At 66.5% G+C, this 25005-nt stretch carries 24 protein-coding genes; 12 read left to right on the top strand and 12 right to left on the bottom strand.

What is annotated here, in order from left to right; all coding sequences use genetic code 11:
• Positions 1-126: 126 nt before the first annotated feature.
• Both acnA and ACP690_RS03425 read right to left on the bottom strand, forming a co-directional pair.
• A complete protein-coding gene (acnA, locus tag ACP690_RS03430; RefSeq protein ID WP_147035738.1) occupies positions 127-2814 on the bottom strand; it encodes an aconitate hydratase AcnA in 2688 nt (895 codons plus the stop codon).
• Between the two features lie 157 nt (positions 2815-2971).
• Positions 2972-3691 carry a L,D-transpeptidase family protein gene (locus ACP690_RS03425; RefSeq protein WP_426260146.1) on the bottom strand — a complete coding sequence of 240 codons (720 nt, stop codon included), beginning with the start codon at positions 3689-3691 and terminating at the stop codon, positions 2972-2974.
• A gap of 225 nt (positions 3692-3916) precedes the next feature.
• On the opposite strand from ACP690_RS03425, the gene ACP690_RS03420 reads away from it, so the two are divergent.
• The 5 genes from ACP690_RS03420 to ACP690_RS03400 all read left to right on the top strand — a co-directional run bounded on the left by ACP690_RS03420 (position 3917) and on the right by ACP690_RS03400 (position 6375).
• Positions 3917-4201, top strand: a complete 285-nt coding sequence (locus ACP690_RS03420; protein ID WP_426260145.1) for a hypothetical protein — start codon at positions 3917-3919, stop codon at positions 4199-4201.
• A gap of 69 nt (positions 4202-4270) precedes the next feature.
• The gene (locus ACP690_RS03415; protein WP_426260144.1) at positions 4271-4945 is read left to right on the top strand and encodes a helix-turn-helix domain-containing protein; all 675 of its coding nucleotides are present in this window, start codon (positions 4271-4273) and stop codon (positions 4943-4945) included.
• Positions 4946-4989: 44 nt separating this feature from the next.
• Entirely contained in the window at positions 4990-5379 is a 390-nt protein-coding gene (locus ACP690_RS03410) for a hypothetical protein (RefSeq protein ID WP_426260143.1), read from the top strand.
• A gap of 46 nt (positions 5380-5425) precedes the next feature.
• On the top strand, positions 5426-5896 hold the full coding sequence (locus ACP690_RS03405; RefSeq protein WP_017977624.1) for a hypothetical protein: 471 nt from the start codon (positions 5426-5428) through the stop codon (positions 5894-5896).
• On the top strand, positions 5893-6375 hold the full coding sequence (locus ACP690_RS03400; protein WP_426260142.1) for a hypothetical protein: 483 nt from the start codon (positions 5893-5895) through the stop codon (positions 6373-6375). Before ACP690_RS03405 ends, ACP690_RS03400 begins: the two co-directional genes overlap by 4 nt.
• A 26-nt stretch (positions 6376-6401) precedes the next feature.
• Here ACP690_RS03400 and ACP690_RS03395 read toward each other — a convergent pair whose 3' ends face one another.
• Entirely contained in the window at positions 6402-6590 is a 189-nt protein-coding gene (locus tag ACP690_RS03395; protein ID WP_017977626.1) for a hypothetical protein, read from the bottom strand.
• A 110-nt stretch (positions 6591-6700) separates the two neighbouring features.
• Here ACP690_RS03395 and ACP690_RS03390 point away from each other — a divergent pair, with 110 nt between their 5' ends.
• Positions 6701-7129 (top strand): phasin family protein, encoded by a 429-nt coding sequence (locus ACP690_RS03390; RefSeq protein WP_426260141.1) that lies wholly within the window; start codon positions 6701-6703, stop codon positions 7127-7129.
• A 38-nt stretch (positions 7130-7167) separates the two neighbouring features.
• On the opposite strand, the gene ACP690_RS03385 is transcribed toward ACP690_RS03390, so the two are convergent.
• The 4 genes from ACP690_RS03385 to ACP690_RS03370 form a co-directional block, all read right to left on the bottom strand.
• Positions 7168-7671, bottom strand: coding sequence for a GNAT family N-acetyltransferase (locus ACP690_RS03385; RefSeq protein ID WP_017977628.1), 504 nt, complete (start codon positions 7669-7671; stop codon positions 7168-7170).
• Between the two features lie 83 nt (positions 7672-7754).
• Positions 7755-9359 carry an efflux transporter outer membrane subunit gene (locus ACP690_RS03380; protein WP_426260140.1) on the bottom strand — a complete coding sequence of 535 codons (1605 nt, stop codon included), beginning with the start codon at positions 9357-9359 and terminating at the stop codon, positions 7755-7757.
• On the bottom strand, positions 9356-12604 hold the full coding sequence (locus ACP690_RS03375) for an efflux RND transporter permease subunit (RefSeq protein ID WP_426260139.1): 3249 nt from the start codon (positions 12602-12604) through the stop codon (positions 9356-9358). The genes ACP690_RS03380 and ACP690_RS03375 overlap by 4 nt, the downstream gene beginning before the upstream one ends.
• Positions 12605-12746: 142 nt before the next feature.
• Complete coding sequence (locus ACP690_RS03370) at positions 12747-13988, bottom strand: efflux RND transporter periplasmic adaptor subunit (RefSeq protein WP_426260138.1); 1242 nt, start codon at positions 13986-13988, stop codon at positions 12747-12749.
• 167 nt (positions 13989-14155) lie between these two features.
• Between ACP690_RS03370 and rpiA the strand changes: the two genes are divergently transcribed.
• The 6 genes from rpiA to ACP690_RS03340 all read left to right on the top strand — a co-directional run bounded on the left by rpiA (position 14156) and on the right by ACP690_RS03340 (position 20895).
• Complete coding sequence (gene rpiA / locus ACP690_RS03365) at positions 14156-14857, top strand: ribose-5-phosphate isomerase RpiA (RefSeq protein WP_426260137.1); 702 nt, start codon at positions 14156-14158, stop codon at positions 14855-14857.
• 71 nt (positions 14858-14928) lie between these two features.
• A complete protein-coding gene (tkt, locus tag ACP690_RS03360; protein ID WP_426260136.1) occupies positions 14929-16998 on the top strand; it encodes a transketolase in 2070 nt (689 codons plus the stop codon).
• Positions 16998-18122, top strand: coding sequence for a transaldolase (gene tal / locus ACP690_RS03355; RefSeq protein ID WP_426260135.1), 1125 nt, complete (start codon positions 16998-17000; stop codon positions 18120-18122). Before tkt ends, tal begins: the two co-directional genes overlap by 1 nt.
• A gap of 201 nt (positions 18123-18323) precedes the next feature.
• The gene (gene gnd, locus ACP690_RS03350; RefSeq protein ID WP_426260300.1) at positions 18324-19325 is read left to right on the top strand and encodes a phosphogluconate dehydrogenase (NAD(+)-dependent, decarboxylating); all 1002 of its coding nucleotides are present in this window, start codon (positions 18324-18326) and stop codon (positions 19323-19325) included.
• Positions 19322-20152, top strand: coding sequence for a Cof-type HAD-IIB family hydrolase (locus ACP690_RS03345; RefSeq protein WP_426260134.1), 831 nt, complete (start codon positions 19322-19324; stop codon positions 20150-20152). The genes gnd and ACP690_RS03345 overlap by 4 nt, the downstream gene beginning before the upstream one ends.
• Positions 20149-20895 (top strand): HAD-IIB family hydrolase, encoded by a 747-nt coding sequence (locus ACP690_RS03340; RefSeq protein WP_043059831.1) that lies wholly within the window; start codon positions 20149-20151, stop codon positions 20893-20895. The genes ACP690_RS03345 and ACP690_RS03340 overlap by 4 nt, the downstream gene beginning before the upstream one ends.
• Positions 20896-20922: 27 nt before the next feature.
• On the opposite strand, the gene ACP690_RS03335 is transcribed toward ACP690_RS03340, so the two are convergent.
• From ACP690_RS03335 to ACP690_RS03315, 5 genes are all read right to left on the bottom strand, one after another.
• A complete protein-coding gene (locus ACP690_RS03335; protein WP_295561329.1) occupies positions 20923-21222 on the bottom strand; it encodes a hypothetical protein in 300 nt (99 codons plus the stop codon).
• Positions 21223-21509: 287 nt separating this feature from the next.
• Positions 21510-22919, bottom strand: coding sequence for a type I glutamate--ammonia ligase (gene glnA, locus ACP690_RS03330; RefSeq protein ID WP_017977639.1), 1410 nt, complete (start codon positions 22917-22919; stop codon positions 21510-21512).
• Positions 22920-23035: 116 nt separating this feature from the next.
• Positions 23036-23374, bottom strand: a complete 339-nt coding sequence (locus ACP690_RS03325; RefSeq protein WP_017977640.1) for a P-II family nitrogen regulator — start codon at positions 23372-23374, stop codon at positions 23036-23038.
• A gap of 458 nt (positions 23375-23832) precedes the next feature.
• Positions 23833-24168: an arsenate reductase family protein gene (locus ACP690_RS03320; RefSeq protein WP_426260133.1), complete on the bottom strand. Its 336-nt coding sequence runs from the start codon at positions 24166-24168 to the stop codon at positions 23833-23835.
• A gap of 131 nt (positions 24169-24299) precedes the next feature.
• Positions 24300-24683: an HdeA/HdeB family chaperone gene (locus ACP690_RS03315; protein ID WP_017977642.1), complete on the bottom strand. Its 384-nt coding sequence runs from the start codon at positions 24681-24683 to the stop codon at positions 24300-24302.
• Between the last annotated feature and the right edge of the window lie 322 nt (positions 24684-25005).

The following is a 25005-nucleotide window of genomic DNA, read 5'->3' as shown; positions in this document are numbered from 1 at the left end:
TTGCGGCCCAGTGGACCCCGGACCGAGTCCGGGGTGACGCAGTGGGTGGGGCGATTCACTCGCACAACAAAAAAGGGGAGGGGCCTTGCGGCGCCTCCCCTTCCCTATTCCGGGAAACGATCCCCCTTACGCGGCCAGCTTGCGCAGCACGTACTGGAGGATGCCGCCGTTGAGGAAATACTCCAGCTCGTTGACGGTATCGATGCGGCAACGCGTCTCGAACGTCTCGGTGCTGCCGTCGGCGCGCTTCAGCGTCACTTCGACGGTCTGACGCGGGCGCAGGTCGGCGACGCCGGTGATGGTGAACGTCTCGGTGCCGTCCAGCTTCAGCGTCTGGCGGGTCACGCCGTCGGCGAACTGCAGCGGGAGGACGCCCATGCCGACCAGGTTCGAACGGTGGATACGCTCGAAGCTTTCGGTGATGACCGCGCGCACGCCGAGCAGGTTGGTGCCCTTCGCCGCCCAGTCGCGCGACGAGCCGGTGCCATATTCCTTGCCCGCGACGACGACGAGCGGCGTGCCGTCCGCCTTGTGACGCATCGCCGCGTCGTAGATCGGCATCACTTCGCCGTCATACTGGGTCATGCCGCCTTCGACGCCCGGCACCATTTCGTTCTTGATGCGGATGTTGGCGAAGGTGCCGCGGACCATGACATGGTCGTTGCCGCGGCGCGCGCCGTAGCTGTTGAAGTCCTTGCGCGCGACCTGACGTTCGGTCAGCCACTGGCCGGCCGGGCTGTCCGCCTTGATCGAACCCGCCGGGCTGATGTGGTCGGTCGTGATCGAATCGCCCAGGATCGCGAGCGGCTTGGCCTCGATGATGTCGTGGACCGGCTTCGGGGTCATTTCCATGCCCTCGAAATACGGCGGGTTGGCGACATAGGTCGACGCCGCCGGCCAGGCGTAGGTGGCCGAGCCGGTCACGTCGATCTCACGCCACTTGGCGTCGCCGGCATAGACGTTGCCGTAGCGGCTGCGGAACATCTCGTCGTCGATGTTCGCCGCCATCGTGTCGGCGACTTCCTGGTTGGTCGGCCACACGTCCTTCAGGAACACGTCCTGGCCGTCCTTGCCCTTGCCGAGCGGGGTTTCGACCATGTCCTCGGTCACGGTGCCCTTCAGCGCATAAGCGACGACGAGCGGCGGCGAGGCGAGGAAGTTGGCGCGCACGTCGGGCGAGACGCGGCCTTCGAAGTTGCGGTTGCCCGACAGGACCGAGGCGGCGACGAGATCGTTTTCGTTGATCGCGGCGCTGATCGGACCCGGCAGCGGACCCGAATTGCCGATGCAGGTGGTGCATCCGTAACCGACGAGGTTGAAGCCGATCGCGTCGAGGTCTGCGGTGAGGCCGGCCTTGTTGAGGTAATCGGTGACGACCTGCGAACCGGGGGCCAGCGACGTCTTGACCCAGGGCTTGGGCTTCAGGCCCAGCGCATTCGCCTTGCGGGCGACAAGGCCGGCGGCGACCAGCACCGACGGGTTCGAGGTGTTGGTGCAGCTGGTGATCGCGGCGATCACGACGTCGCCGTCGCCGATGTCATGGCCGCGCTCGGCGACGTCGACACGCTTCGGGCTGGTCTTGCTGTACAGCTTGGTCAGGTCGCCGTTGAACACGTCGTCGACATTGCCGAGGCTGACACGGTCCTGCGGACGCTTCGGGCCGGCGAGGCTGGCGGTGACGGTGCCCATGTCCAGCTCCAGCGTGTCGGTGAACACGGGGTCGGCGGCATCGTCGTGGCGCCAGAAGCCGTTCGCCTTGGCATAGGCTTCGGTCAGCGCGATGGTTTCTTCGGGGCGCGCGGTGAGGCGCATATATTCGATCGTCTTGTCGTCGATCGGGAAGAAACCACACGTTGCGCCATATTCGGGCGCCATGTTGGCGATCGTCGCGCGGTCGGCGAGCGTCATCGACGACAGGCCCGGGCCGTAGAATTCGACGAAGCGGCCGACGACGCCCTTGGCGCGCAGCATCTGCGTGACGGTGAGCACGAGGTCGGTGGCGGTGATGCCTTCCTTCAGCGCGCCGGTCAGCTTGAAGCCGACGACTTCGGGGATCAGCATCGACACCGGTTGGCCCAGCATCGCCGCTTCCGCCTCGATGCCGCCGACGCCCCAGCCGAGCACGCCCAGGCCGTTGACCATCGTGGTGTGGCTGTCGGTGCCGACGAGCGTGTCCGGGTAGGCGATCGCCGCAGAACCGCTGGCATGATCGCCCATTTCGGTCGACGACCAGATCGCCTGGCTGACGTATTCCAGATTCACCTGGTGGCAGATGCCGGTGCCCGGCGGCACGACCTGGAAGTTGTCGAGCGCCTTGGAGCCCCACTTCAGGAATTCGTAGCGCTCGCCGTTGCGCTGATATTCGAGGTCGACGTTATCCTCGAACGCCTGCGGCGTGCCGAATTCGTCGACCATGACCGAATGGTCGATGACGAGGTGGACGGGGACCTGCGGATTGATCTTGGCTGCGTCGCCGCCGAGCTTGGTGATCGCATCGCGCATCGCGGCGAGGTCGACCACGCAGGGTACGCCGGTGAAATCCTGCATCAGCACGCGCGCGGGGCGATACTGGATCTCGCGGTCCGAACGGCGCTCGTTCTGCCAGTCGACGATCGCCTTCACGTCCTCTTCGGTAACGGTCTTGCCGTCTTCGAAGCGGAGCATGTTTTCGAGCAGCACCTTCATCGAGAAGGGCAGGCGGCTGATGTCGCCGTACTTTTCCGCCGCCTTCGCAAGGCTGTAGTAATCGTAGGTCTTGCCCGCGACGTCGAGCGTCGTGCGGGTCTTCAGGCTGTCCTGGCCGATGGCGGTCATTATGGTCCCTTCAATTTGGCTCGAGGGCGCTCGGGGAGGCGGCGGGAGAGCCGCGCGGGCGCGCGATGAGCGCTGCGAAAGCGTATGTCGCCGCGGCCTTAGCAAGGGGTTTACGGTTGGGGAAGCGCCTATGCTGCGCGTGCGTTCGCTTGGCGGCTCAGGTCGTGGGTGCGGGGAGGATCGCCTGTCCCGTCGCCAGCGTCTTGCCGCGGGTGATGATGACGCGGTCGCCGACCTTTGCCTGCGCGAACAGCAATTTGGCGAAGGCGACGGGTACGCCGATGCAGCCATGCGTCGCATAGCCCCATTCGACCTTCGATCCGTGGATCGCGACGCCATCGCCGGTCAGGCGCAGCGTGTACGGCATCGGCGCATTGTCATAGGTGCGCGAGACGTGCGTCGCGTCCTTCATCAGGATCGGAAAGGCGCCGAGCGGCGTCGGCTTTTCGTCGGCGCCGTACAGGATGGCGGCGGCGCCGATCTCATAGCCGTCGCGGAAGACGGAAAGCGTCTGGGCGGCGAGATCGACGGTGATGATCAGAGGGCCATCGGGCACGCCCTTGGTATCCCAGGCGTAATCGCCGAACTTGATCGGGCCGATATCGAGGATGCGCTTGACCTGCATGTTCTCCGGCGCAGGCGTGGGGGTGGAGAGGGCGGCGGGCGTCGGCTTGGCCGTGGCTGCGGCGGGCGTGGTGACATGGGTCGCGGCCGCGGGCGGGGAGAGGGTGACCCGCCGCTCGGTCGGCGTCTGTGTGGATGTCGGGCCGGCGACCGATGCCGTCCCATGCGGTGCCACCGCGGCAATCGCAGCGATTGCGATGACGGCGCCGGCAAGGATCAGTCTGGCCGCAATGGCCTGGCGACGGGCAACCACGATGCGTGTTCCGGTAACGGTGTACGGAGCCGCAAAGATGGGCGCGTTTCGCGGGCAATGCGAGTCCGCAAATCGCGGTGTGCCGTGGCGGTACGGAGCGGGGGCCCGTCAACCTTCCGGTAACCGCCCACCCAACCGGAACGGGAAGCCGGAAGCAGGAACCCAGAAACAGGAACATTGTCCGGCCCTATCCGGTTGAGTGGAAAGACCAAAAGGAGCGATGCCGTGTCCCATATCCCCAATTCCGCGATGAAACATGCTGGCCCCGTCCATCACGACCCCGCGCCGGAGGCCCGGCTTGGTAAGCCGAATCAGGCGGAAAGTGGTCAGGGGCTCGGCCTGCCGGCGTGGCTGGCGATCGGCGGCACGCTCGTCGTCGGGGCGGCCGCAGCGCTCGCCGTGCCGTTGCTGCGCGGCCGTGCGACTCCGGTGCCCAAGCGGCGCGGCAAGCGTGCGACGGTACGCAAGGCGGCATCGGGCGCTAAACATCGCAAGGTAGCTGCAAAATAGACCCAGATTGGCGGAAGCGCTGGTGATGCGCGCCAGCCGTGCTAGACCCGCCCCGGGCATGGGACGACGATGAAGGCGCGCGACGACACCGGGCGGAACGGATCGAACGCTATCGCCGCGTCGCTGAGCGATGGCGGCGCCGTTCGCGCGCGTGCCACGGCGAGCCCGGCGCCCGATCCGATCGCGGCGTTCGATCGCCTGTCGCGTCGCCATCGCGAATGCCTGCGCGGGGTACGCGCGCTCAAGGGCTCCAAGGAGATCGCCGAGGAGCTCGGCATCGAAAAATCGACCGTCGACAGCTATCTGACCGAGGCGGTGAAGCTGCTCGGCGCGCGCAATCGACGCGATGCGGCGCTGCGCTGGGCGGCGTATGAAGATCAGGTTGCTGAGCCAAGTGCTGAATTTACAACGATTATTCCAGGAGCCGGGGACCCCGATAAAATCGGGGGTCATTCTGCGCGGCTATCCCCGCTCGCCGCCGATCCGCCACTGCCGGTGGTGCCGGACGAGACCATCGTCATGGCAGCGGACAGCGGCGGCGCCCGGCCTTTCAGGTCATCGGCGTTCCCGATCCGGCTGCCCTTCCGGCGGAAAGGACAACGGGGCAACGACCTGACGGTCGGGGATCGGTTGATCTGGATACAGGCTATCGCATTCGGCACCATCGTCGGTTTCGGCATGTTGATGAGCGGCCTCCAGGCACTGACCCATTTGATCGAGGCGCTGACCCGCAACCTTTCCTGATCGTCAGCGAAAGCGCCCCGCACGGGGTGGAAAGGGTCGCCATCATGTCGTCAATCATCGCATCGCGCACCGCTTCGGTCGCTGCGTCGTCTGTGGATACCAAGGCCGCGGTCGATGCCGTCGCACAGCTGCTCTGGAAGCTCGAGACGCAGCTCGACGAGGCTTTTTCGACCGGCGGCGAGCTGCTCGCGGCGCTGCCCCGCGCCCGCCACGCCGCCAACCTGCCGGCGATCGCCGGGCAGCAGGCGTTCGAAGTGCTCGGCCAGGCGATCATGGCGATCGGTGCCGCCCGTGGCCACACCGTCGCGGGCCATCGCGTCATCGAAAAGATCGGTAAGCAGATCGGGTATGAAACGAGCTTCGGCGACGAACGTCCGAAGCCCGAATTCGCCCCGACAGGTGCCGACGTCAGTCATCTGCGCGTCGCTGCCTGAGGTGTCATGGCTTGACCGTCGAACTGCTCCTTTGACAGGTCAGGCCATGACACACATCCTCGTCTTCAATCTGGTCCTGCTGGCGACATGCGGTTACGCGCTGTTCGCCGGCGGCGCACCCGAACGATGGACGGCGATCCTGTTCGTCACGGGGGCTCTGGCCACGTTCGCGGTGCCGGATTTCTATCCGTCGGGCCCCTATCATCAGGTCGAGCCGATCCTGCTCGCGATCGACGTCGCGATCCTGCTCGGCCTGCTGGGGGTGGCGCTGCGGGCGGACCGCTATTGGCCGCTGTACGTCAGCGCGCTCCATCTGATCACGCTGGCGATCCATGGCGTGAAGGCCATTCAGCCGTCGCTGGTGCCGTGGATGTACGCGGGCGCGAGCGGCAAGATCGCCTATCCCATGCTGCTGATGCTGGCGATCGGCGCGCTGCGCCACCGCCAGCGCAAGGCCCAGTTCGGGAGCGACCGCGACTGGTCGCCCCTGCGCCAACCGGACATCCCTTCATCATGACTGCCGACATACGGTTGCTGCGCTGGCCCGAACGCGATCGCGAAGAATACGAACGGCTGGTGTCGGCGCTGGAGCGCGTGCGGGCCTCCGCCGCGCGCAGCCGGGGCGAGATCGTCGCCCCCGTGCCCGCCGGCCCCGAAGAGCCGAGCGATGCCGATCGCGCGCGCACGCTGTTGGCCCAGCGTCGTCAGCGCGACGCCATGGCGGGCGACCTGATCGAGCTGTTCGGCGAGCCGGGCTGGGATATCCTGCTGACGCTGTTCGTCGCCTATGAAGAGGCGCGGCCGGTGACGGGCGAGGCGCTTTGCGCCTTGCTGTCCGTGCGCCCGGCGGTGCTGGCCCGCTGGCTGGACCTGCTGGCCCGACGCGCGCTGATCCGCTGCGCCGTGCATGGAACGGGCACACGCGATCCGGCGACGCCACTGGCATTGACCGACGATGGGCTGGCGCTGGTGCTGCGCTGCATCGGCGGCGCGTGATGGCAAGGGCGCTGCGGGCCGGCGCGTCAGTGCGTCGGGCCGACCAGCCGCTCCGCCTCCTCGCGCATCATCTCGACGCCCTGGCAGACGTGGAGTCCCGCAACCGTCATGTCGAGATCGTCGGCCAGCCGCATCAGCTCTTCGCCGAGCGCCACCGCGCGGTGCAGCAGCTCGCCGCGGATGCGGCGTTGCTTCTGGTCCTCAGGCGTCATCATCGCCTTGATCTCTAACCGCCCCCCGCGTCCGTGCAAGCGGGTAGCGGAGCAAAAAACCGGGGCAGCACGTTTGTCCCATACCATCCAGACGTCATGACAGGAGAGGCGCAATGGCGGACGACACCCATCCCACCGACGATGCCGCGAAAACCGGCAGCAACCCCATGCACGATGCCGCACAGCGTGCCAGCGACACCATGCGCGGCGCGAGCGAGGCCATGCGCGGCGCCTTCACCGACCATGTGATGGATCCCGCCCGCCGCGCCGGCGAGGCGATGCGCGCGTCCGGCCAGAAGGTGGCAGACGGCAGCGCGGCGCTGGGCCTCAAGATCATCGAACAGGCCGAACGCAATTCGCATGATGCGTTCGAGGCGATGCGCGAGGCGGCACAGGCCCGCGACGTTACCGACGTGCTGCGCATCCAGGGCAATTACCTGCGCCGGCAGGGCGAACGCTCGATGGAGCAGGCGCGCGAGATCGGCGAGATGATCCTGCGCTTCGGCCGCGACGCGGTGACGCCGCCCAAATCGGGCGACTGACGCGCGCGAGGGGCGGGTGGCGAGGGGCCGCCTGTTCCTCAGCCGAACGGCGTCGCGCGTGCCAGCATCAGCAGGTCGTGCGCGACGCCGTCGCTCGCCCGGACGTGCCCGGCGAGCCGCGCCTCCTGCGTGAAGCCCAGCCGCTCGAACAGTGCCACCGATGCTGCGGCATCGGGCGTCATCGTCGCGGTCAGCTTGGCGAGGCCGTGCGCGTGCGCGATGGCGAGCAACGCCTGCAACAGGTCGCTGCCCAGACCCTGGCCACGCCGGTCGGGGGCTACGAGCAGCCGGATTTCGCCGACATGCCCGCTCCAGCCCAAGGGATCGCGGATCAGCGCCGCGGTGGCGACGATGCGACCGTCGTCCTCGGCGACGAGGCTATCGATCCAGCCTTCGCCGACCGCCTGCTGCCACGCCTCGATCACCCGCGGATGGCGCAGGTCGCGGCCGGAAAACAGCAGGTCATGTTCGGGCAGCGTCGCGGTAAAGGCGAGGACGGCGTCGTCGTCGGTCGGCCGGAACCGGCGGATGGTGTGGCTCATGATCGCTCCTGGCCCGTCTGCTACCGTACGTGTGGGGCCGGTACATCGGCAGTCGCCCGGCCGGCGTCAACCCGCGCCAAGGGTCAGTCCCGGCGCGGCGCGCCACTGGGGGAGACGGGTTGCGGCCCGTCGGGCGTCACCTCCAGCGACGAATCGCCGCCCAGCACCCGGTAGAGCGTCGCGCGATTGTTCGCCGCGGTCAGCTGCGTGCCGATCAGCGTGCGCTGCGCCGAATAATAGCTGCGCTGGGCGTCGAGGCTAGACAGGAAGGTATCGAGCCCCCCCTGATAGCGCGCATTGACCAGCCGCAGCGTATCGGCGGCGGCATCGCGGAAATTCGCCTGCGCGCGCAACTGGTCGGCGATCGTCCCCTGACGGGCGAGCGCGTCGGCGACCTCCTGGAACGCGGTCTGAATCGTCTTTTCATACGTCGCGAGCGCGGCGTCGCGCTGTGCCTCGGTATAGCGGACGTTGGCGCGCCCGGCGCCGGCCTGGAAGATCGGATAGCTGACCGACGGCGCCACCGAATAGTTGAACGCCCCGCCGGTGAAGAGCGTCGAGAGCGCGTTGCTCGCGAAGCCGACCAGCCCGGTCAGCGAGATGCGCGGGAACAGCGCCGCGCGCGCCGCGCCGATCTGCGCATTGTAGCTTTGCAGCGTATATTCGGCCTGCACGACGTCGGGCCGGCGCAGCAGGATGCCGCTGTCGAGCCCGGCGGGCAGGCTGGCGATCGTCGGCGCGGCGACGTCGATCGATTCGGGCAGCAGTGCGGGATCGATCGGCGCCCCGACCAGCAGTTGCAGCGCGTTGACGTCCTGCGCGACCAGCGTCTTCTGCTCGGCGAGGTCGGCATTCGCGGTTTCGAGGATCTGCTCCGCTTGCCGCAGGTCGGTGCGGGCGCTGATCCCGCCCTCCAGCCGGGCGCGGGTCAGGCGCACGCTAACCGCGGCGCTCTTGGCGGTATCCTCCGCGACCTTCAGCAGGCTCCGGTCGGCGGCGTAGGTCAGCCAGCCGCTCGCGACCTCGCCCACCAGCGTCAGCCGCGTCGCGCGGGCGCCCGCTTCGGTGGCGAAATAGCGGTCGAGCGCGGCGCGCGACAGCGAGCGCAGGCGGCCGAACAGGTCGATCTCGAACGCCGTCGTACCGATTTGCGCGGAGAAGGCGCTGTTGCCGCCGCCGGTGTTGAGGACCGCGCCCGTCCCCGTGCCGTTGCCCGTATCGACGCCGGTGCCGGCGCCCGTGCCAGTACCGCCGGTTCCCGTGCCGCCGGTGCCCGTTCCGCCCGTTCCCGTGCCGCCAGTGCCCGTCCCGGTGTTACCGCTGTTCGCGATGCCGCGCGTGCCGTTGCCGCCATCCGAATAGGTGTAGCGGCCGGTGGCGTTGATCGCGGGGAACAGGTTGGCACGCTGGATGCCATATTGCGCGCGCGCCGCGGCGATATTGGCGGCGGCGACGCGCAGGTCGCGGTTGTTGGCGAGCGCCTGGTCGATCAGCCGTTGCAGCCGCGCGTCCTTGAACACGTCGCGATAGGTGATCGCCGGCAGCTGTGCCTCGCTTTGGCGAAGGTAGGCGTCGCCCACTGGCCACGACGTCGGCACCGGCGTGTCGGGGCGGACGTATTTCGGCTCCATCGAACAGCCGGCGAGCATCGTGGCGCCGAGCGCGATGGCGAGGATCGAACGGGTCATCGCGCAGGCTCCGGATCGGCGGCGGGCGGCATCGGCGGGGCAGGGGGCGTGTCGTCGTGATGGCCCTGGTGGCCGGTCGGCTTGCCCCTGAGCTTGGCAAGACCATCGCGCACGCCGCGGCGCACGAGGACGAAGAACAGCGGGATGTAGAAGATCGCCAGGAAGGTCGCCGACAGCATGCCGCCGATCACCGCCGTGCCGATCGCGATACGGCTGTTCGCACCCGCGCCGGTCGAGATCGCCAGCGGCAGCACGCCGAAGATGAAGGCGAAGCTGGTCATCAGGATCGGCCGCAGACGGATCTTGGCCGCCTCCAGTGCCGCATCGATGACGCGCGCGCCTTTGCGTTCGGCCTGTTCGGCGAATTCGATCATCAGGATGGCGTTCTTTGCGGCGAGGCCCATCGTCGTCAGCAGGCCGATCTGCAGATAGACGTCGTTGGTGAGGCCGCGCAGCGTCACGAAGGCGATCGCGCCGATCAGCCCGAGCGGGATGATCATCAGCACCGCGAACGGGATCGACCAGCTTTCGTACAGCGCCGCAAGGCACAGGAAGACGACCAGGATCGACAGGCCGTACAGCAGCGGCGCCTGACCCGACGACAGTCGTTCCTGATAGCTGAGGCCCGACCAGGCGATCGACGCGCCGGGGATTTGTGCCGCGAGCTCGCTGATCCGCGCCATTGCGTCGCCCGAGCTGACACCCGGCGCGCCCGACCCCGAGAATTCGAACGAGGATATGCCGTTGAAGCGTGACAGCGTGGTGGGGGCTGTCGACCAGCCGGTCGTCGCGAAGGACGAGAAGGGCACCATCTGGCCGTTCGATCCGCGCACGAACCATTGCTTCAGATCGTCCGGCGCGGCGCGATAGGGTGCGTCGCCCTGCACATAGACGCGCTTCACACGACCGCGGTCGATGAAGTCGTTGACATACTGGCCACCCCAGGCGGTGGTCAGCGTGTTGTTCGCCGCGCTCTGCGTCAGGCCCAAGGCCGCCAGCTTCTGCTGGTCCATGTCGATACGCAGCGTCGCGATGTCGGGCAGTTCGGTCAGGCGCACCGATGCCAGCTTCGGATCGGCATTGGCCATCGCCAGCAATTTGTCGCGCGCGGCGCCGAACTGTTCCTGCGTCAGGCCGCCGGTGTTCTGCAGCTCCATCGTGAAGCCGTCCGACGAACCGAGGCCGCGGATCGCTGGCGGCACCAACGCGAAGACCTGCGCGTCGCGAAGCCCGCGGAACGCGCCGGATGCGCGCTGCGTGATCGCATCGGCGGTGTTCTCCTTGCCACTCCGGTCCTTCCAGTCGACGAAGTTGAGGAAGCCCTGGCCGGTGTTCTGGCCGCTGACGCCGCCGCCACCGCCGCCCGCGACGGTGAACAGGACGGAGGTGTTCTTGGGCTCATATTGGGCGAAATAGTTTTCGACCTGCCGCTGCACCTGCTGCGTCCGTGCGATCGTCGCACCGGGGGGCAGGCGGAACTGCACGATCGCCGCGCCCTGGTCCTCGGTGGGCAGGAAGCCGGTGGGTAGGCGCAGGAACAGCATGGCGAGTAGCGCGACGACGCCGACATAGATCAGCAGGAACAGCCACTTGCGATCCACCACCGTCTGCACGGCACCGGTGTAGCGCGTCACCGTCTTTTCGAACGTGCGGTTGAACCAATTGCCCGCGGCCTCGCCCCATTCGGCGACCTTGCCGAGATGCTTCTTGATGCCCTTGCTTTCCCGCTCCTCCTGCGACTTCTGCTTCAGCAGCGAGGCGGTGAGCGCGGGGCTGAGGATCAGCGCGACGAGCACCGACAGCACCATCGCCGACACGATGGTCAGCGAGAACTGGCGATAGATGACGCCGGTCGATCCGCCGAAGAACGCCATCGGCAGGAACACCGCCGACAGCACGAGCGCGATGGCGATCAGCGCGACGCTGATCTCGTTCATCGACTCGATCGTCGCCTGACGCGGCGTCATCTCCGGGTCTTCTTCCATCAACCGCTCGACGTTCTCGACAACGACGATCGCGTCGTCGACGAGCAGGCCGATGGCGAGGACGAGACCGAACAGCGTCATCGTGTTGATCGAGAAGCCGGCGAAGTGGAAGATTGCGAAGGTGCCGAGCAGCACCACCGGCACCGCGATGGCGGGCACCAGCGTCGCGCGCCAGCTTTGCAGGAACACGAACATCACGATGACGACCAGCACGATCGCCTCGAGCAGCGTCTTCACCACTTCATCGATCGACAGCTTGATGAACGCGGTCGTGTCGTTGGCGTAGGCGACCTTCAGGCCCGGCGGGAAGCTTTTGGCGACGCGCGCGACCTCGGCCTTCACCAGCTCGGCGGTCTTCAATGCGTCGGCGCCCGGTGCCAGCAGCACCGCGATGCCCGCGCCGGGGTGCCGGTTGATGCGGCTGAAGGCGGCATAGCTTTCCGCGCCCAGCTCGATCCGGGCGACGTCCGACAGGCGCACGGTCGCGCCCGAGGGGAGCGTCTTGACGATGATCTGGCGGAACTGCTCTGGCGTTTGCAGGCGCGACTGGGCGGTGACGGTCGCGTTCAGCATCTGCTCCGGACTGGACGGCACGCCGCCCACTTCGCCCGCCGCGACTTCGGTATTCTGGTTCTGGATCGCGGTGGTGATGTCCGACGGGATCAGCTGGTAGCTGGCGAGGCGTGCCGGATTCAGCCAGATGCGCATCGCATATTGCGATCCGAACACGTTGACGTCGCCCACGCCCTGCACGCGGCCTAGCGGGTCCTGCAGGTTGGAGACGAGATAGTCGCTGACGTCCTGGTTCGTCTTCTGGTCGGTTTCGTCATAGACGCCGACGATCAGCAGGTTGTCCGGGTTCGACTTGCGGACGACGAGGCCCTGCTGCTGCACCTGTTGCGGCAGGCGCGCGACGCCCTGCTGCACCTGGTTCTGCACCTGCACCTGCGCGATGTCGGGATCGGTGCCCTTTTCGAACGTCGCGGTGATCGACACCGAGCCGCGGCTCGACGAGGAGGAGCTGAAATACAGCAGGCCGTCGATGCCGGTCAGCTGCTGTTCGATGACCTGCGTCACCGAATTCTGCAGCGTCTGTGCGTTCGCGCCGGGGAAGGTCGCGCGGATCGACACCTGCGGTGGCGCGACGTCGGGATATTGCGCGATCGGCAGGCTCAGGATCGCGCCGACGCCCGCCAGCATCACGATGATGGCGAGCACCCAGGCGAAGATCGGGCGGTCGATGAAGATGCGGGAGATCATGCGATCGTGCAGCCCGAAAATTTATTGTGAAGCCGTTCGCCCTGAGCCTGTCGAAGGGCGGGGCAACCCAGGGGAGCGCTCGCATGTGGCAATCCGCCCTTCGACAGGCTCAGGGCGAGCGGGGACGGGGCGGGCATCCGGCTCAACCCGCCTTGCCCTGACCGGAACCCTGCTTGCCGTCGCCTTTGCCCTCACCCTGTTTCGGCGGCGCGACCACCTGCGCACTGTTCGCCGGCACTGCCTTCACCTGCGCGCCGGGGCGCAAATTGTTGAGGCCCTGCGTGATGACCTTGTCGCCGGGGTTCAGCCCCTGGGTCACCACCCAATACTGCCCCTGCGTGCGGGCGGCGGTGACGCGGCGGCTGACGACCTTGTTGTTCGCGCCGAGGATCATCACGCTCGCATTGCCCTTGGCATCGCGCGACAGCGCGGGTTCGGGCACCAGGAAGGCGCGTTCGTTGATCGCCTGCGCGAAGCGCGCCCGCACGAACATGCCCGGCAGCAGCAGCCCCTGCGCATTGGGGAAGCGTGCGCGCATCGTGACGGTGCCGGTTTCCTGATTGACCAGCGCCTCGGCGAATTCGACCGTGCCGGTATAGCCGTAATCGCTGCCGTCCTCGAGCAGCAGCTTCACCTCGGCCCGGGTCGGCGCGACGCCGCCCTGCATCAGCTTGCGGCGCAGCGACAGCAGGTCCGCGGCGGATTGCTGGATATCGACGAAGATGGGGTCGAGCCGCTGGATCTGCGCCAGGGGATCGGTCTGGCTCGCCGAAACGAGCGCGCCGACGGTGAACAGCGATCGGCCGATCCGGCCGCTGATCGGCGCGGGCACTGTCGTGAATTGCAGGTTCACGCGCGCGGTATCCAGCGCCGCCCGCGTCTGCGCGACGGAGGCGGTCGCCTGCCGGGCGGAGGCGATGGCGTTGGTATATTCCTGCTTCGACACCGCCTCGATCGCGGCGAGCGGCTTGTAGCGATCCGCCTGGATCGTCAGCGCTTCCTGATTGGCCCGCGCGCTGGCGAGGTTCGCCTGCGCCTGGTTGACGGCGGCGCGATACAGGCGCGGATCGATTTCGTAGAGCGGCTGGCCGCGACGCACCAGCGAGCCTTCGGTAAAGAAGCGGCGGCGGATGACGCCGTTCACCTGCGGGCGGACGTCGGAGCTTTCATAGGCGCTGGTCCGGCCCGGCAGTTCGGTGACCATCGCGGCACTGGTCGGCTGCATCACGACATAACCGACCGTGGTCGGCCCGCGATTCGCGCCGCGGCCGCCGGCCTTTTCCTTGTCATGCGTACCACCGCCACAGGCGGTCAGGGTGAGGGCGAGGGCGACAGTGGCTGCCCCGGCAAGGTGCCGTCGGCGACGAATCGATGCTGTGGTCAAGTATGTCACCCGCTAATCTCGGCTCGCGCAGCCGCGACCTGCGCGTCAATGCGCGGCGCGGTGGTTGGTTGCTCGTCGCGATGCAAAGACGGCGATCGACGGGGAAATGCAAGTCAAGTTGACCGTTATTAATGTCGCAAATTGTCGCAGTGCGGAAAAGGAGTGCCATGACGGAGACATGCGACAAGGTGCGGCAGGACGCCGACAAGGCGGCTGCCGCGGCGGCGGCGGTGGAGGAGATCCGCGACGGCATGCTCGTCGGCTTGGGCACCGGATCCACCGCGACCCACGCCATCCACCGGCTCGCCGAACGCATCGCGCAGGGGGGGCTGACGATCCGGGCCGTCGCGACGTCGCGCGCCAGCGAGGCGCTTGGCCGCAGCCTCGGCATCGCGATGCTCGACTTTGCCGATGTGCCACGCGTCGACCTGACGATCGACGGCGCCGACGCGATCGATGACCGGTTGTATGCGGTGAAGGGCGCGGGCGGGGCGATGCTGCGCGAGAAGGTGGTGGCCGCTGCGTCGGACCGGATGGTGGTGATCGCCGACAAATCGAAGCTTCGTTCGCGCATCGGCGGGGTGCTGGTGCCGGTCGAAATCCTGCCCTTCGCCCGTGCGTCGGTGCTGGCGGCTTTGGGGGACGGTGCGACGCTGCGCCTGCGCGAGGGCGACCCCTATGTCACCGATAACGGTAATTGGATCGCGGACTGCCGCCTCGATCTTGCCGATCCCCTTGCCACCGCAGCGTGGCTCGATGCCTTGCCCGGCGCGCTTGGCCACGGGCTGTTCCTGCGCGAGGTGGATGGCGCCTATATCGCGCGCGGCGGCGTCGTTTCGCGACTGGAACGGGACGCGCCCTCCCGTTAAAGGCTGCCTTCGACCGCAACGGATCGGGCGTGCAGGCGTTCGATGCAGCGTAAGAGCAAGGGCCCTAATCCATGACCGATACGACGACTGCGCTCCACGAGGACGGATCGCTGGAACGCCTGACGATCGACACGATCCGCACGCTGTCGATGGACGCGGTGCAAAAAGCCAATTCTGGCCACCCCGGCACGCCGATGGCGCTGGCGCCCGTCGGCTATACGCTCTGGTCGCAATTCCTGCGCTATGATCCATCCAAGCCCGACTGGCCCAACCGCGACCGCTTCGTGCTGTCGGTCGGCCATGCGTCGATGCTGCTGTACAGCCTGATCCACCTCGCCGGCATCGAGGAAATCGACGCGGACGGTAACAAGACCGGCCGTCCCGCGCTCAGCCTCGACGATCTGAAGGGTTTCCGCCAGCTCGCCTCGCGCACGCCGGGCCACCCCGAATATCGCCACACCACGGGCGTGGAGACGACGACCGGGCCGCTCGGCGCGGGTTGCTCCAACTCCGTCGGCATGGCGATCGCGGAGCGGTGGCTCGCGGCGCGCTACAACCAGGGCGGCTTCACGCTGTTCGACCATGACGTCTACACGCTGTGCGGCGACGGCGACATGATGGAAGGCGTCGCGGCCGAGGCGGCGAGCCTTGCCGGCCACCTCAAGCTCAGCAACCTGTGCTGGATCTACGACAGCAACCACATCTCGATCGAGGGCGGCACCGATCTCGCGTTCGACGAAGACGTCGGCAAGCGGTTCGAGGCCTATGGCTGGAACGTCATCCACATCGACGATGCCAACGACACCAAGGCGTTTGCGTCTGCGATCGAGACGTTCAAGGCGACGAACGACAAGCCGACCTTCATCGTCGTCCATTCGGTGATCGGCTGGGGCAGCCCCAAGGCGGGCAGCGAAAAGGCGCACGGCGAGCCGCTCGGCGAGGATAACATCCGCGCGACCAAAAAGGCCTATGGCTGGCCCGAGGACAAGAGCTTCTACATCCCCGATGGCGTCGCCGAACACTTCCACGACGCGATTGCCGACCGCGGCACGAAGCTGCGCGAGGAATGGGACGCGAATTTCGCGAAGTATCGCGAGGCGCAGCCCGATCTCGCCGCCGAGCTCGACCTGATGCTCAAGGATGCGCTGCCCGAGGGCTGGGACGCCGACGTTCCCGAATTCCCGGCGGACGAAAAGGGGCTCGCGACCCGCGATTCGGGCGGCAAGGTGCTGAATGCGCTCGCCGCGAAGGTGCCGTGGCTGATCGGCGGGTCCGCCGACCTTGCGCCGTCGACCAAGACCGACATCAAGGGCAAGGCCTCGTTCGAAGCGTCAAACTATGGCGGCCAGAACTTCCACTTCGGCGTGCGCGAACACGGCATGGGCGGTGTGGTTAACGGCATGGCGCTGTCGCACCTGCGCAGCTACGGTTCGACCTTCCTCGTCTTCGCCGATTACATGCGCGCGCCGATCCGCCTGTCGGCGATCATGGAACTGGCCGCGGTTTGGGTGTTCACCCATGATTCGATCGGCGTCGGCGAGGATGGCCCGACGCACCAGCCGATCGAGCATCTCGCCACGTTGCGCGCGATCCCCGGCCTCGACACGATCCGCCCCGGTGACGCCAACGAGGTCGGTTATGCGTGGCGCGCCGCGCTGGAGGACGCCAGCCGCCCGACCGCGCTGATCTTCTCGCGTCAGGCGATGCCGACGCTCGATCGGTCGAGATACGCCTCGGCAGAGGGCGTGATGAAGGGCGGCTACGTTCTCGCCGATTGCGACGGCACGCCCGACGTCATCCTGATCGCGACGGGCAGCGAGTTGCACCTCGTCGTCGAGGCGCACGAAAAGCTGACCGCGGATGGCGTGAAGAGCCGCGTCGTCTCGCTGCCGAGCTGGTATCGCTACGAACTCCAGTCCGACGACTATAAGGAAAGCGTGCTGCCCAAGGCCGTAACTGCGCGCCTCGCGGTCGAGCAGGCGGGCGAGATCGGCTGGCATCGCTTCGTCGGTCTGGAAGGCCGCACGATCACCATGTCGACGTTCGGTGCCTCCGCCCCCATATCCAAGCTGCAGGACAAATACGGCTTCACCGTCGACAATGTCGTCAAGGTGGCGCGCGAGATGCTGGAGACCAAGTGATGAGCAAGCTGAGCGACCTTTCCGCCGCGGGCACCGCGGTGTGGCTCGACTTCGTCGATCGCAAGTTTCTCGAAGCCAAGGGCCTCGAAAAGCTGGTGAACGAGGACGGCCTGACCGGCGTCACCTCCAATCCGTCGATCTTCGAAAAGGCGATGGGCCATGGCGACGCCTATGACGCGACGCTCGCCGCCTTCGACAAGGCAAACCCCGGCGCGGCGACGATCGACCGTTACGAGCATCTCGCGATCCAGGACATCAAGGCCGCGGCCGAGACGTTGCAGCCGGTCTACGATCGCCTCGATGGCAAGGACGGTTACGTCAGCCTGGAAGTGTCGCCGTACATCGCCGATGACACCGATGCGACGATCGCCGAGGCCGAAAAGCTGTGGCACGCGGTCGGCCACAAGAACCTGATGATCAAGATCCCCGGCACGGTCGCGGGCGCGCCGGCGATCAGCGCGACGATCGCCAAGGGCATCAACGTCAATGTGACCTTGCTGTTTGCGCTCGACGCCTACATCCGCGTCGCCGAAGCCTATGCCACCGGCCTCGAGGAGCGCGTCCGCCAGGGCCAGCCGATCGACCATATCGCCAGTGTCGCCAGCTTCTTCGTCAGCCGTATCGATACGGTGATCGACAAGGAAATCGACCGTCGCGTGGCCGAGGGCGATCCCGAAGCCGAGACGCTGAAGGGCCTGCGCGGCAAGGTCGCGATCGCCAACGCCAAGATCGCCTATCAGTGGTTCCTCGACTTCGAACAGTCGGACCGCTGGCAGGCGCTCGCCGCCAAGGGCGCGCAGCCGCAGCGGCTGCTGTGGGCCTCGACCGGCGTGAAGGACAAGGCGTATCCGGACACGCTCTACGTCGACACGCTGATCGGTCGCGACACGGTCAACACCATGCCGCCCGCGACGATGGACGCCTTCCGCGAACGCGGCACCGTCGCCGAGACGCTGACGCAGGACGTCGAGGGCGCGCGCAAGGTTCTCGCCGATGCCGAGCGTCTGGGGCTGAACCTGACGGGCGTCACCGACACGCTGGTGCTGGAAGGCGTCGCCTCTTTCGCCAAGGCGTTCGACGACCTGCTGGGCTCGATCGCCGCCAAGCAGCCGGCCGAGGCCTGACCTACTCCCTTCCGTCACCCCGGCCTTGAGCCGGGGTCCCGCTTCTTGCTCAGCTACGACCGGCAGGAAGAAGCGGGATGCCGGATCAAGTCCGGCATGACGAGGGGAAAGGGCTGACTGTCTGGCCGCGCCCCCGCACCAAATCGAACCGGCCCCGCAACAACTCGGCCTGCTCCGGGTTCTACCCTTCGACATCCAACCATCCGTAAGGCAGCAGATATGAAGATCGGACTGATCGGCCTCGGCCGTATGGGCGGCAACATCGCGCGACGGCTGATGAAGGCGGGCCATCAGGTCGTCGTCTACGACCGCAGCGCAGAGGCGGTGGAGAAGCTCGCAGGGGAAGGTGCGATTCCCGCCAGTTCACTCGACGACGTCCGCGGCAAGCTCGATACGCCCGCCATCTGGTGGGTGATGCTCCCCGCCGGCGGCCCGACCGAGGATACGATCGCCGCGATCGGCGAGGGCGCGAAGGCCGGCGACGTCGTCATCGATGGCGGCAACACCTTCTACAAGGACGACATCCGCCGCGCGAAGGGTTTGGCGGACAAGGGCGTCCATTATGTCGACGTCGGCACGTCTGGCGGTGTCTGGGGCCTCGAGCGCGGCTATTGCATGATGATCGGCGGCGACGATGACACCGTCACGATGCTTGATCCGATCTTCGACGCGCTCGCCCCCGGCCTCGGCACAATCGAGCGTACGCCGGGCCGCATCGCGGGCCAGGCCGATCCGCGCGCCGAAAAGGGCTATATCCATGCCGGGCCCGCGGGTGCCGGGCACTTCGTCAAGATGGTCCACAACGGCATCGAATATGGCCTGATGCAGGCCTATGCCGAGGGCTTCGACATCCTGAAATCGAAGAACAGCGACAAGCTGCCCGAGGACGAGCGCTTCGACCTCAACATGACCGACATCGCCGAGGTCTGGCGCCGGGGCAGCGTCATTTCGTCGTGGCTGCTCGACCTGACGGCCATCGCGCTGGCCAAGGACGGCGAACTGAACGGCTTCTCCGGTAGCGTCGCGGACTCGGGCGAAGGCCAGTGGACGATCGACGCCGCGATGGAGGAAAAGGTGCCCGCCAACGTGCTCACCGCCTCGCTGTTCGCGCGCTATCGCAGCCGCATTGAACATACCTATGGCGACAAAGTCCTATCGGCCATGCGGTTCGGCTTCGGCGGGCACGTCGAGATGCCGCAGTGAGCGATGGCGTGAAGCCCATTGCCCTCGTCGTGTCCGACATCGACGGCACGCTGGTCGACAAGCAGAAGAAACTGACCGCCGCGACCACCGCGGCGGTCTCGCGCTTGGAAGCGGCGGGGGTTGGGTTCACTGTCATCAGCGCGCGGCCGATCTCCGGCATCCTGCCGATCGTCGAGACGCTGGGTCTCGATGGACCGATGGCGGCGTTCAACGGCGGCATCCTGTTCAAGCGCGATGGCACGATCACCGAGCATCACGTCATCGACGAGAGCGTCGCGAAGGGCGTGATGGCCATCGCGGCGGACAGCCCGGTCGACCTGTGGGTCTTTGCTGACGACCATTGGTACGCCTCCACCGACCAGGGTGAGCATGTGGCGCACGAGCGGTTGGCGTCGAATCAGGATCCGATCGTCACCGACGATTTCGGCGATCTGCTGAACCGTGCCGACAAGATCACCTTCGTCAGCGATGACGCGCCGATGCTCAGCGACCTCGCAGACCGCTGCAAGGCGGCGCATGGCGAGGATGCGACGATCGTGCAGAGCCAGGTCTATTACCTCGACGTGACCGCGCCGGCGGCCAACAAGGGCGACGGCCTGATCGCGTTGGCCGCGGCGTTCGACCAGCCGCTGGATGCGATCGCCGCACTCGGTGACCAGTTCAACGACGTGCCGATGCTGGAGCGCGCCGGCCTGTCGATCGCGATGGGCAACGCCCCCGATCCGGTGAAGGCGCGTGCCGATCACGTCACCACCGCCAACGACGCCGATGGCGTCGCCCACGCCATCGACACCATCATCCTTCCCCGTACCGGAGCTACCGAATGAAACAGCTGATTGCCTTCGACCTCGACGGAACGCTGGCCGAGAGCAAGCAGCCCTTGCAGGAACCGATGGGCGAAGCGCTCGCCGACCTGCTCGGCGTGGCGCATGTCGCGGTCATTTCGGGCGGCGACTGGCCGCAGTTCCAGAAGCAGGTGGCGAGCCGCCTGCCGGCGCGCGCCGACCTGTCCAAGCTGTGGCTGATGCCGACGACGGGCACCAAGCTGTACGTCCACCGCGATGGCGCATGGCAGACGGTCTATGCCGAGCTGTTCGACGATGCGACCAAGGCGAAGATCCTGAAGGCGTTCGACGAGTCGTTGGAAGCGACGGGCTTCGTTCCCGAAAAGACCTGGGGCGAGCGGATCGAGGATCGCGGCAGCCAGATCACCTTCTCCGCACTCGGCCAGGAAGCGCCCGTTGCTGAGAAAGAGCATTGGGACCCGAAGTTCGAGAAGCGCAAGGTCATCCAAGCCGATCTGAAGCAGCGCCTGCCGGGCCTGTCGATCAACATGGGCGGCGCGACCTCGATCGACATCACTCAGGAAGGCGTCGACAAGGCCTATGGCCTGAAGAAGCTGCGTGACGAAAGCGGCATTGCGCTCGACGCGATGATGTTCATCGGCGACGCGATCTTCCCCGGCGGCAACGATTATCCGGCGAAGGAACTGGGGCTGGACACGGTGCGCGTTCGCGATCCGGAAGAAACGATCTCGGTCATCACCGCGATCGTCGCCTGCCAGAAGTAACTTAACCGCGGGGTGCGGCGGGCCCGGTCAGTCCGGGTGCCGCACCCGTTCGGTCAGGACGATCTCGCCCTCAACCTCGATCTCTTCGTCATCCGACAAGTCGGATGTATCGGGCATCTCGAACTCGGCGCTCCAGTCGTAGATTTTCGCGAGGCCGCCATCGATCCAGACGCGCACCGCGCCGCTGGTGATCTCTCCCCCCATCGCACCGACGAAATCCGCGACGAGGTTTTCCGCCGCGGACTCGTGATCGGTCGCGCCGGGGATGCTGGCCGGCGTCATCGGCTCATCCATCTCGATCAGCTGTGCCCAGAAGCGTTTGGCCATCGTCGTCGTCCTTGCGTTGCCGCGACCGGCGGAGCGTCGCGTTGCGGTGGCGTCGGCGGTAGCGAAGCCGGGGCGTGTAGGACAGGGGATTTGGGTTTTTCGAGCATTGTCAGTGGGATGGCCGGGCGGGCATCCAACTAGAACGAGAGAGGGGGCGCCGGATCTGGTCCGGCGCCCCCTCTGTCATTGGCGGCGGCGTGGCGGAGCCACGCCGTCAGTCCTCGCGGCGCGAGGCTGGCCGACAGCGCCTGTGCGGCTTTGCCGCACCGCGTGCCGGCCCGGCACGCTCAGGCGCTGTAGTACATATCATATTCGACCGGGCTGGGGGTCATTTCCCAGCGCGCGACTTCGCCGCGCTTGATCTCGATGTAGGCTTCGATCTGATCCTTCGAGAACACGTCGCCCTTCAGCAGGAAGTCGTGGTCGGCGGCCAGGCTGTCGAGCGCCTCGCGGAGCGAACCGCAGACGGTCGGGACCTGGGCGAGCTCTGCCGGCGGCAGGTCGTACAGGTTCTTGTCCATCGCCTCGCCCGGATGGATCTTGTTCTGGATGCCGTCCATGCCCGCCATCATCAGCGCCGCATAGGCGAGATAGGGGTTGGCCATCGCATCCGGGAAGCGGACTTCGACGCGCTTCGCCTTGGGGCCGGTGCCGTACGGAATGCGGCACGAGGCCGAGCGGTTGCGTGCCGAATAGGCGAGCAGCACAGGCGCTTCGTAACCCGGCACCAGACGCTTGTAGCTGTTGGTGGTCGGATTGGTGAAGGCGTTGACCGCCTTGGCGTGCTTTATGATGCCGCCGATGAAGTACAGGCACATCTCGCTGAGGCCGGCATAGCCTTCGCCCGCGAACAGCGGGGTCTTGCCGCTCCAGATCGAGAAGTGGGTGTGCATGCCCGAGCCGTTATCTTCCTTGATCGGCTTGGGCATGAAGGTCGCCGACTTGCCATAGGCATGCGCGACCTGATGCACGACGTACTTATAGATCTGCATGCGGTCGGCGGTCTGCGTCAGCGTGCCGAAGGTCAGGCCCAATTCATGCTGCGCGGCTGCGACCTCGTGGTGATGCTTGTCGCAGGGCAGGCCCATTTCGAGCATCGTCGAGACCATCTCGCCGCGGATGTCGACCGCCGAGTCGACCGGCGCGACGGGGAAATAGCCGCCCTTGGCGCGCGGACGGTGGCCGAGGTTGCCGCCTTCATATTCGCGGCCGGTGTTAGTCGGCAGCTCGATATCGTCGATCTTGAAGTAGGATTCGGCGTAGTTCGTGTCGAACTGCACGTTGTCGAACATGAAGAATTCGGCTTCCGGGCCGACGTACACGGTGTCGCCGACGCCGGTCGTCTTCAGATAGGCCTCGGCGCGCTTGGCGGTCGAGCGCGGATCGCGGGCGTAGAGTTCGCCGGTCGAGGGTTCGACGACGTCGCAGAACACGATCAGCATCGGGGTGGCCGAGAACGGATCGGTGTAGATCGCGTCGAGATCGGGCTTCAGCACCATGTCCGATTCGTTGATCGCCTTCCACCCCTCGATCGAGGAGCCGTCGAACATCAGGCCGTCGGTGAATTCATCTTCGCCCATCACGCTGGCGACCATGGTGAGGTGCTGCCACTTGCCCTTGGGGTCGGTGAAGCGCAGATCGACCCACTCGATCTCCTCGTCCTTGATCTTGTTCAGGATGTCGTTGGCGGTCGCCATGGAAAGCCCTTTGCTCTGGTAATGACCCGGCCGGGACCGGAAGGATGTTGCGTCGCGGGCGTGCCAATCACACAGATTGTTGCGCCGCGTCAAATGACGAAGATGTCAGACGGTGACTAGATCGCAGCCTCGTCGCGCTCGCCCGTGCGGATGCGCAGCGCGGTTTCGACCGGGATGACGAAAATCTTGCCGTCGCCGATCCGACCCGTCTGCGCGGCGGCGGCGATCGCCTCCACCACGCGTTCGGCGAGCGCGTCGTCGACCACGACCTCCAGCTTCACCTTGGGCAGGAAGTCGACGACATATTCGGCGCCGCGATAGAGTTCGGTATGGCCCTTCTGCCGCCCGAAGCCCTTGGCTTCGGTGACGGTGATGCCGGACACGCCGATCTCGTGCAGTGCTTCCTTCACCTCATCCAGCTTGAACGGCTTGATGATGGCTTCGACCTTCTTCACCGGAACACGCCCCTTGACTGAAACCCTCGCCCCGAGCGCGGGTGTTGCACCAAACGTGCCAGTCCCGCGCCCGAGGGGCAACCGGGATTCGGCCGATTTTGCTGCCTGGAAAACGGGCATTTCGTGCTCCGTTGCCCGAGTCGCGAGCAGCGATCCGACGCGCGGAAGTGGACGAAGTGGACGGTATGTATCGTCCGAAAACGCCCCCGGCCCGGTGCCGATGGGCAACGGGTGGCGCGAGGCGGCAGGAACGGCATGGCGGCGAGTATAGCAGAGCGGGCGCGTGTAGGACAGCGGGCGTTCGACTGCGGTCCAAACGGCGGGCTGCGACGGCAAGTGTCGTCATTCCCGCGGAGGCGGGAATCCAGACTGGCTGGCCGTGCGGCTCGAGCCGAAACGTCAGAGGTTATGGATTCCCGCCTTCGCGGGAATGACGGAGAAGGGGCGGTGGTCTCGCCTTAGAGGATTTGGCGCACCGTATCGGCCGGGCGGGCGAGGACGACGCCCTTGTCGGTTTCGACGAGCGGGCGCTGGATGATGATCGGATTGATCGTCATCGCCTCGAGGATCGTCGCATCGTCGGCGTCGGCCAGCGCCTTGGCATCGGGTTCGGTCATCCGCAGCCCCTCGCGCGGGGTGAGGCCCGCGGCGGCATAGAGGCGCGAAAGCTCCGCGACGGTCGGCGGGTGCTTGAGATATTCGATCACCGTGACGTCGGCGCCGGCGTCTTCGAGGAGGGCGAGGGTGCTGCGCGAGGTGCCGCAGCGCGGATTGTGATAGATGGTGGCGTGCATGACGCGCGGTATATCGCGGTTCGGCGGGATGCGGGAGGGCGTGCGGGGGCGGGCGGGGTCTGGTCGCCCGAACGGCAAAAGGGCGGCGCATTTGTGATGCGCCGCCCCCTGCACCGGGCCGAGTGAGGCGGTCAGCCCTTGGTACGCGCAGCCTTCATGGCGTTGCGTACGGCGGTGAGGAAATGGTTGCCGGGCTGTGCTTTGCACTGCTGCACGACGATCGGCACGACATTCTCGACGCCGTCGAGGGTCACGGTCGGGTGCGCCTTGCCCTTCGGACCGTAATTGGCGGCATAGACGACCGCCTGCGGGCGGAAGCTTTCGTCGAGCAGGCCGAAGTCGCCGCAGGTCACGGTTTCGAGGTGCTTGCCCTGCTTGAGCAGGTCGACGTGGCGGACTTCGCCGCTGCGGCTGGGAATGGTCGCCTTTTCCTGCACTTGCAGCGGCGCTGCAACGGCAGTCGAGGAAACGGCGAGAAGCGCGCAGGCGGCGATCGTGCCAAACATCCGGGTCATTGTTCCAGTCTCCCTTCCTTAGAGGCGCTGGTAAAATTCCCATATGTCCATATCGGTTTCATTCTAACGGCAAATTCATGATGCCGTTACTTGGGCGTCAGCAACGACTGTTATCGTGATGCGATTGTGTTCGGGAATTGTTGTTGCGCAGCAGGGATTTGTGCGGTGCGGGCGCGTGATCCGTCGTCCCGGCGAAGGCAGAAGCCTCTCGCGGCGCGTGTTGCGCGCGCTTGCCGGGAGATTCCCACCTTCGCTGGGAGGACTCTGTGAGTGTAGGACGATCGGGGCTGGCGGGTCAGGAGGAGGCCGTCCCAGGGACGGC

This window comes from Sphingomonas sp. DC4900, from assembly GCF_049896485.1.
GTDB classification, from domain to species: Bacteria; Pseudomonadota; Alphaproteobacteria; order Sphingomonadales; family Sphingomonadaceae; genus Sphingomonas; species Sphingomonas aquatilis.
This window is presented reverse-complemented; position numbering and strand designations above follow the sequence as displayed.

Excerpts from the sequence above, each read along its gene's own strand:
- acnA (WP_147035738.1), bottom strand. The coding sequence starts at position 2,814 with ATGACCGCCATCGGCCAGGACAGCCTGAAGACCCGCACGACGCTCGAC.
- ACP690_RS03415 (WP_426260144.1), top strand. The coding sequence starts at position 4,271 with ATGAAGGCGCGCGACGACACCGGGCGGAACGGATCGAACGCTATCGCC.
- ACP690_RS03410 (WP_426260143.1), top strand. The coding sequence starts at position 4,990 with ATGTCGTCAATCATCGCATCGCGCACCGCTTCGGTCGCTGCGTCGTCT.
- ACP690_RS03405 (WP_017977624.1), top strand. The coding sequence starts at position 5,426 with ATGACACACATCCTCGTCTTCAATCTGGTCCTGCTGGCGACATGCGGT.
- ACP690_RS03400 (WP_426260142.1), top strand. The coding sequence starts at position 5,893 with ATGACTGCCGACATACGGTTGCTGCGCTGGCCCGAACGCGATCGCGAA.
- ACP690_RS03395 (WP_017977626.1), bottom strand. The coding sequence starts at position 6,590 with ATGATGACGCCTGAGGACCAGAAGCAACGCCGCATCCGCGGCGAGCTG.
- ACP690_RS03390 (WP_426260141.1), top strand. The coding sequence starts at position 6,701 with ATGGCGGACGACACCCATCCCACCGACGATGCCGCGAAAACCGGCAGC.
- ACP690_RS03385 (WP_017977628.1), bottom strand. The coding sequence starts at position 7,671 with ATGAGCCACACCATCCGCCGGTTCCGGCCGACCGACGACGACGCCGTC.
- ACP690_RS03380 (WP_426260140.1), bottom strand. The coding sequence starts at position 9,359 with ATGACCCGTTCGATCCTCGCCATCGCGCTCGGCGCCACGATGCTCGCC.
- ACP690_RS03375 (WP_426260139.1), bottom strand. The coding sequence starts at position 12,604 with ATGATCTCCCGCATCTTCATCGACCGCCCGATCTTCGCCTGGGTGCTC.
- rpiA (WP_426260137.1), top strand. The coding sequence starts at position 14,156 with ATGACGGAGACATGCGACAAGGTGCGGCAGGACGCCGACAAGGCGGCT.
- tkt (WP_426260136.1), top strand. The coding sequence starts at position 14,929 with ATGACCGATACGACGACTGCGCTCCACGAGGACGGATCGCTGGAACGC.
- tal (WP_426260135.1), top strand. The coding sequence starts at position 16,998 with ATGAGCAAGCTGAGCGACCTTTCCGCCGCGGGCACCGCGGTGTGGCTC.
- ACP690_RS03340 (WP_043059831.1), top strand. The coding sequence starts at position 20,149 with ATGAAACAGCTGATTGCCTTCGACCTCGACGGAACGCTGGCCGAGAGC.
- ACP690_RS03335 (WP_295561329.1), bottom strand. The coding sequence starts at position 21,222 with ATGGCCAAACGCTTCTGGGCACAGCTGATCGAGATGGATGAGCCGATG.
- glnA (WP_017977639.1), bottom strand. The coding sequence starts at position 22,919 with ATGGCGACCGCCAACGACATCCTGAACAAGATCAAGGACGAGGAGATC.
- ACP690_RS03320 (WP_426260133.1), bottom strand. The coding sequence starts at position 24,168 with ATGCACGCCACCATCTATCACAATCCGCGCTGCGGCACCTCGCGCAGC.
- ACP690_RS03315 (WP_017977642.1), bottom strand. The coding sequence starts at position 24,683 with ATGACCCGGATGTTTGGCACGATCGCCGCCTGCGCGCTTCTCGCCGTT.